The organism is Edaphobacter sp. (genome assembly GCF_035532915.1).
GTDB lineage: Bacteria > Acidobacteriota > Terriglobia > Terriglobales > Acidobacteriaceae > Edaphobacter.
This window is the reverse complement of sequence record NZ_DATKQC010000074.1, coordinates 1-5,599: the sequence shown is the minus strand read 5'-3', so window position 1 is coordinate 5,599 and position 5,599 is coordinate 1. Positions and strand designations below refer to the sequence as shown.

Annotated in this window: 7 protein-coding genes; 4 read left to right on the top strand and 3 right to left on the bottom strand. The window is 59.4% G+C overall.

Translation table 11 applies throughout. The features are described 5' to 3' along the window. Both VMU57_RS03915 and VMU57_RS03910 read right to left on the bottom strand, forming a co-directional pair. Positions 1-420, bottom strand: a 420-nt coding sequence (locus VMU57_RS03915; RefSeq protein ID WP_325380988.1) for an isocitrate/isopropylmalate family dehydrogenase, incomplete at its 3' end; no start/stop codon positions are given. Between the two features lie 78 nt (positions 421-498). After that, positions 499-1,674: a 2-isopropylmalate synthase gene (locus VMU57_RS03910; RefSeq protein WP_325380986.1), complete on the bottom strand. Its 1,176-nt coding sequence runs from the start codon at positions 1,672-1,674 to the stop codon at positions 499-501. Positions 1,675-1,797: 123 nt separating this feature from the next. Between VMU57_RS03910 and VMU57_RS03905 the strand changes: the two genes are divergently transcribed. The 3 genes from VMU57_RS03905 to VMU57_RS03895 all read left to right on the top strand — a co-directional run bounded on the left by VMU57_RS03905 (position 1,798) and on the right by VMU57_RS03895 (position 4,160). Next, positions 1,798-2,721 (top strand): LysR family transcriptional regulator, encoded by a 924-nt coding sequence (locus VMU57_RS03905; protein WP_325380984.1) that lies wholly within the window; start codon positions 1,798-1,800, stop codon positions 2,719-2,721. Between the two features lie 135 nt (positions 2,722-2,856). Next, positions 2,857-3,357 carry a hypothetical protein gene (locus tag VMU57_RS03900; protein ID WP_325380982.1) on the top strand — a complete coding sequence of 167 codons (501 nt, stop codon included), beginning with the start codon at positions 2,857-2,859 and terminating at the stop codon, positions 3,355-3,357. Positions 3,358-3,554: 197 nt separating this feature from the next. Then, positions 3,555-4,160, top strand: coding sequence for an outer membrane beta-barrel protein (locus VMU57_RS03895; protein ID WP_325380980.1), 606 nt, complete (start codon positions 3,555-3,557; stop codon positions 4,158-4,160). Between the two features lie 228 nt (positions 4,161-4,388). Here VMU57_RS03895 and VMU57_RS03890 read toward each other — a convergent pair whose 3' ends face one another. Continuing rightward, a complete protein-coding gene (locus VMU57_RS03890; protein ID WP_325380978.1) occupies positions 4,389-5,060 on the bottom strand; it encodes a hypothetical protein in 672 nt (223 codons plus the stop codon). Positions 5,061-5,158: 98 nt separating this feature from the next. On the opposite strand from VMU57_RS03890, the gene VMU57_RS03885 reads away from it, so the two are divergent. Then, on the top strand, positions 5,159-5,599 hold a 441-nt coding region (locus VMU57_RS03885), incomplete at its 3' end, for a hypothetical protein (protein WP_325380976.1).

The following is a 5,599-nucleotide window of genomic DNA, read 5'->3' as shown; positions in this document are numbered from 1 at the left end:
GAGGCCGCCCAGCAGCTCGCGGACGAAGAGGATGTCAACGTTCTCTGTGACCTCGGGACGCAGCGGAGAACTGGCGCTGAGCGCCTTATAGGCGATGGAAGGACGCAGGTTAGCGAAGCCGCCGAGGGCCTGGCGGATCTGTAGCAGACCAGCTTCGGGGCGCTTGTCGGGAGTCAGCGAATTGAACTTGTTGTCGCCTACAGCACCGAGCAGAACGGCGTCAGAGTCGAGAGCAGCATCGAGCGTCGCGGTGGGAAGTGGTGAGCCGGTCTCGGTGATGGCGATTCCGCCGATGAGGCCTTCGACGAAGGTGAAGTCGTGGCCGCCAAGCTCCGCTACTGCGCGCAGGATGTTGGTAGCTTCACGGGTGACTTCGGGGCCGATGCCGTCGCCGGCCAGAACTGCAATTTTGAGACGCATACTTTGTACCTCAGGGGCTAAAGCCCCACGTTATCTGGAATTCTTTTGGCACGGCTAAAGCCGTGCCCTTAACGAACCTTAGTGGATGACGACCGCGGCTTTGTCTGGTTGCAGGAGGCCGAGGAGGTCCTGATCGTAGATGGATTTTTTACGGTCAGCGAGTTCGGTGAAGCGGTGATAGACCTCATCGAGCTGTTCGCGGGTGAGCGGGTGGCCCAGCTTTTCAAAGCGTTCTACAAGCGCACGGCGGCCGCTGTGTTTGCCGAGGACGAGGTTGGTGTTGGCTACGCCGACCGAGGCAGGCGTCATGATCTCGTAGGTCAGTGGATTGGCCAACATGCCGTGCTGGTGAATGCCGGATTCGTGCGCGAAGGCGTTGGCTCCGACGATGGCCTTATTGGGAGCCGCACCGAAGCTAATGCACTGTGCCAGCATCTGGCTGGTAGGGTAGAGCTGCTCCATCTTGATGTTGTTGGTGTAGGGGAAGCGGTCGTGGCGCACCATGAGTGCGGCGGCGATCTCTTCGAGTGCGGCGTTGCCTGCACGCTCGCCGATGCCGTTGATCGTGCATTCGACTTGACGCGCTCCGCCTTCGACTCCGGCGAGTGTATTTGCCACGGCCATGCCGAGGTCGTCGTGGCAATGGGTCGAGAGCACAACCTTCTCGATGCCGGGAACACGGGCCTTGACCATGCGGAAGATGTTGGCGTACTCCTCCGGCGTGGTGTAGCCGACGGTGTCGGGAATGTTGATGGTGGTGGCACCTGCCTGCACGGCGACGGTAATCATCTTGAGCAGGAACTCGTGGTCGGTGCGGGTGCCGTCTTCGGTCGAGAACTCGACGTCATCGGTGAAGGTGAGGGCGAGCCGAACGGCTTCGGCTGCCTGATCGAGCGCCTGCTCGCGGGTGATGCGGAGCTTGTATTCGAGGTGCAGATCGGACGAGGCGAGGAAGAGGTGGATGCGGTTACTGGGCGCGGGGGCGATGGCGCGGCCCGCGGCTTCGATGTCCTCGCGCTTACAGCGGGCGAGCGATGCAATGCGCGTTCCCTTGACCTCGCGGGCAATGGCCTGAACGGCGTTGAAGTCGCCCTCGGAGGCGATGGCGAATCCGGCTTCGAGGATATCGACGCCAAGAGTCACGAGCTGGTGCGCCATGCGAAGCTTTTCCTCGTGGTGCATGGTGCAGCCGGGGGACTGTTCGCCGTCGCGGAGGGTGGTGTCGAAGAAGACAATTTTGTTTGGGTCAACCATATAAAGTTGGCACTCCCGATCTAGACGTCATCATAATGCAGGCTTATGATGACTTCCACGTGTATTACCAATTCTAATTGAAGTATTCAAAGCAAGCATCTCTCTTTATAGCGGGGTAAGAGCATGGATCTGGTGCAGATGGAGACATTTCTGGCGGTGGCGGAGGAGCGGAGCTTCTCGCGGGCCGCGGCAAGGCTTCATCGCACGCAGCCGGCGGTGAGCCAGGCGATTGCAAAGCTCGAAGGCGAGCTTGGAGAGATCCTTTTTGAGCGGTCGTCGCGGGATGGGACGTTGACCGATGCCGGGGAGGTGTTGCGGGAGTATGCTGCTAAGCTGTTGAATCTAAGGAGTGAAGCGGCTGTAGCTTTGACCGAACTGCGGTCGCTGCATCGTGGGCGGCTGAATCTCGCCGCCAATGAGTACACCTGTCTTTATCTCTTGCCGCTGCTTGACCAGTTTCGGCGGCAGAATCCGAGGATCAAGCTGGCGGTGCAGCGGTCGCTGGCCAGCCGCATCTCGGACGAGGTGTTGATGCATTCGGTCGAGATCGGGGTATTGTCCTTCCGTCCCGACGACGCGCAGCTGAAGTCGACCGTGGTCTATCGCGACGACCTGATGTTTGTGGTGAATCCGAAGCATCCTCTGGCGCAGGCGAGCACGGTTTCGATCCGTCAGCTCGGAGCGCAGAATTTCATCGCGCACAATATCACCTCGCCGCAGCGGCTGAAGGTCATTCAGGCGTTCAAGCGGCATAAGACCGTTCTGCACATGGGGGTCGAGCTGCCTTCGCTGGAGGCGATCAAGCGATTTGTGGAGATGGGAAATGGCGTGGCGCTGGTGCCGGGGTTGACGGTGCAGTCCGAGCTGCAGAGCGGGTCTTTGGTGCGGGTCCAGATTCCGGAGCTGCAGATAGAGCGCAAGTTGCGGCTGGTCTATCGCAAACAGGCCAGCTTGTCTCATGTCGCGCTCGCCTTTTTGAAGGTGGTGGAGGCTTATGCGGCGGCACATGGCGATCCTTACTGTTTTCTGCCTGAGCGGGGGATGTAGGGCCGAAACAAGAATGTAGATTTGTCGTGAAATTTTGAGTACAGGGAAACCTTTATCCGGAAACCGCGTTCGTACCCGGTAGACTTACGCGCCGGAGACGACCTCTCCGGTGGATGGACACGAGAGAGGTATCCGATGAAGATGAATCTGTTTCATAAATCCCCGTTTCATAAACCGATGATGCGAGCGGCTGTGCTGGCGCTGTGCGCCGCCACCCTGAGCGCAGCTCCCCTGTTGATGGCGCAGGACAATACCGCACCACCACCGCCGCAGCAGCAGGACAACATGGGACCACCGCCGGGCGGCCATGGCCGGGGTATGCGAGGCGGGCGGCAGATCGAGATGCTGACCAAGCGGCTGAACCTGACTCCCGATCAGGTGACGCAGGTGAAGGCCATCGACGACGACCAGATGAGTCAGATGAAGGCGCTGCGCGACGACACGAGCACATCGAAGGAAGACAAGCGCAGCAAGATGATGGCGATTCACCAGGCCTCGCAGGACAAGATCCGCAATGTGCTGACCGACGAACAGAAGCCGAAATACGACGCGATGCTGGCGAAGATGAAGTCGCGGCGCGAGAACCGTCATGGCGGCGACGAAGGAGCACCGCCTCCTCCTCCCCCACCGCAATAACAGCGGAGAAAATGGGAACAACCAGGCCGGGGGAGGCATTGTCCTCCGGTCTTCTTTTGTGGGTGGTCGTTGTGCAGGCCCGTGTGCGGTTACAATGAAGGACAATGACTACGGCGCTCCGTGACTGCTTCTCCAAACGCGTTGCCTGTGGGACAGCGTAGAAGGTCATGGACGAATTCGAAGGGATCTAGCGAAGAATGAAGAAGACGATATTGTTGCTGGGCGCACTGATGCTTACAGCAGTTGCCGGTTACGCGCAGGAGAGCCGGCAGGACGTGAGCATAAGCGCTTCAGGAATATTTGCCCCCGAAGTGCACGGAAATGCCATACAGAAGAATACGACCACGACCCTGGGCCTGCTGGCCAGCTACCGCTATATGCTGACGCCGCGCAGCGCGCTCGAGGTGAACTACGGGTATGCGCAGAACACGAACAAGTACATCGTCTCGGGCAAGCAGAACGGAGGCATCCATACTCTGCAGTCGGAGTTCAGCGCAGCCTATGTCTATAGTCTGAACTTCGGGAAATTCAACCCCTTCGCCGAAGCCGGCCCGGGCGTGATGGTCTATCACCCCCTGCTGGACAATGGGACTTTTCAGATTGACGCAAAATCGAACACCGAAATCGGCGGCATCTTCGGAGCCGGGTTGGCCTACGAGATCAGCCCCAGCTTCGATATCCGTGCCGAATATCGTGGTTTTGTGGGCAAGACGCCAGACTTTGGTCTTCCTGGAGATATCTTCAAGACCAACCGGTATCAGGTCAGCTCGTCGCCTTCGATCGGTATCGCGTATCACTTTTAGTTGAACTACTAAATAGTTGAGCACTAAACTATTTCGTGGATAAATGATCTTGAAAAGATGGATCTGGCTCCCATTCCTTACGGGCATACCGTAAAGAATGGGAGCCAGACATTTTGGTGGGCTGGACTTTCTGAAGTTCGGCCTCGGGCGCGCCGTCATGCACCGCCGCCGCGATGTGCTACGTCGACCTCCAGTAGTTGACAACGCAGGAAACAGAAGCGATTTCGGCTAATTGAGGCGCTGCAGGCGGGCAATCAACTTCTCGGCGAGAGGTTCGCCGGACTCTGTCCAGAGCAGGCGACTGCTGATGCCGCAATGTTTTTCGACAGATAAGGTGAAGGCGAGCAGCATCTCGACATTCTGCTGGATGCGCTTCTGGGCGAGGTCGTCCAGCTCGCTGTCTTCGATGGTGTCGTCCATGACCCAGGGGGTGTCGAGGCCGAAGTCGATGCGGATGTGGCCGTTCTGCTCGTAACCGGCGTCGTCGAAGCGAGGGCCCAAGCCGAGGAAGCGGACGGTGGAGGGCTGGAGCTTCCAGAGAGTGTCGAGTTCGGCAGCGGGATCGCCGGGGGCTCCGGACTCGGGGGTCCAGAGCTTCCACTTCATCTCGAACTCGTAAGCCATGTCGTCGTGAAGCTGCTCGGTGGCCTCGGCCACGGCGTTCTCGATGATGGAGGCCTCGGAGTCCTGGGCACGGTCGTCGTTCACGTAGATGCGCTGGTAGGTGGGGGCCTCGGTGAAGCTGATGGGGTACACAGAGGCGGCGGTGACGCGCTTGCCTTCGGGGCTTCCGCTTCCGCTGATGAGCGCGAACTGGCGCAGCACCGATACCAGCGCGGCGGGCAGTGCCTCGAAGCGAAAGTTGGGGAACCAGAGGCTTAGGTAGAGCTGATCGGCCATAGGGATAGTTTACAGCCGCGGGGACTGCGTCCGAATGAGAAGATAGGTTGGGCGGTTTGATGCGTATTTCGATGTCTGTCGAGAGGCTGAGAGTTTGGTTGCTGGTGGGCGCGGTCCTGCTGGTGGCGGTGATCGCTGCGTTTCTGGGGTATGCGCACTACCGTGCGCACCGGTTTCTAACCGAGCTGCCGGCAAAACTCGGAATCGACGTGACGCGGGAGACGAATGGGTTCACCTATTCGCAGTCGGGTGGGCCGCATGGAAAGACCTTGTATACGATCCATGCGGCGAAGGCGATCCAGCACAAGGATGGGAAGTACACGCTGCACGATGTAGGGATTGTGGTGTACGGCAAGGACTCGAACCGGGCGGACCGCATCTATGGCAGCGAGTTCGAGTATGACTTGAAGAATCAGGTGATACGGGCGGTGGGCGAGGTGCGCATTGACCTGCAGGCTCCGGCCCCGGCGAGCGCCCAGGGCAAGCGCGCGTATGCGGCTGGAGGTGATCCTGTCGCGACGCAACAGGGAGTGAAGGAT

What these genes read in the sequence shown, in the direction of transcription:
- VMU57_RS03910 (WP_325380986.1), bottom strand. Translation starts at nt 1,674, where the DNA reads ATGGTTGACCCAAACAAAATTGTCTTCTTCGACACCACCCTCCGCGAC.
- VMU57_RS03905 (WP_325380984.1), top strand. Translation starts at nt 1,798, where the DNA reads ATGGATCTGGTGCAGATGGAGACATTTCTGGCGGTGGCGGAGGAGCGG.
- VMU57_RS03900 (WP_325380982.1), top strand. Translation starts at nt 2,857, where the DNA reads ATGAAGATGAATCTGTTTCATAAATCCCCGTTTCATAAACCGATGATG.
- VMU57_RS03895 (WP_325380980.1), top strand. Translation starts at nt 3,555, where the DNA reads ATGAAGAAGACGATATTGTTGCTGGGCGCACTGATGCTTACAGCAGTT.
- VMU57_RS03890 (WP_325380978.1), bottom strand. Translation starts at nt 5,060, where the DNA reads ATGGCCGATCAGCTCTACCTAAGCCTCTGGTTCCCCAACTTTCGCTTC.